Annotated in this window: 1 protein-coding gene; it reads right to left on the reverse strand. The window is 64.1% G+C overall.

Translation table 11 applies throughout. From position 1 onward, the window contains the following. Nucleotides 1-237 (reverse strand): hypothetical protein (locus CH341_RS35595; RefSeq protein ID WP_210208760.1); only part of this gene is annotated, 237 nt, incomplete at both ends.

A 237-nucleotide genomic window follows, 5' to 3' on the forward strand; every position in this document is an offset into this window, starting at 1 on the left:
GCACGTGCCTCGGACGGGCGCAGGAGATCGTCGGCGACACGCACGCCTTTTCGACGCGGCGTTTCCGGACGGATGGTGAGACCATTTTTCTGCAATCGCTTCGCGAGAGCGGGGGGGCGGAGCTTCTCGACCTGAAGAAGGGGCAATATGCCTTCGGCCGGATCGTGGAGCGCACCTTCAAGGACCTCGATCTCAAAGACGAGACCGTCGTGCGGTGGCGGCCGTTTCGCGGCAAGG

This window comes from Rhodoplanes roseus (assembly GCF_003258865.1).
GTDB lineage: Bacteria > Pseudomonadota > Alphaproteobacteria > Rhizobiales > Xanthobacteraceae > Rhodoplanes > Rhodoplanes roseus.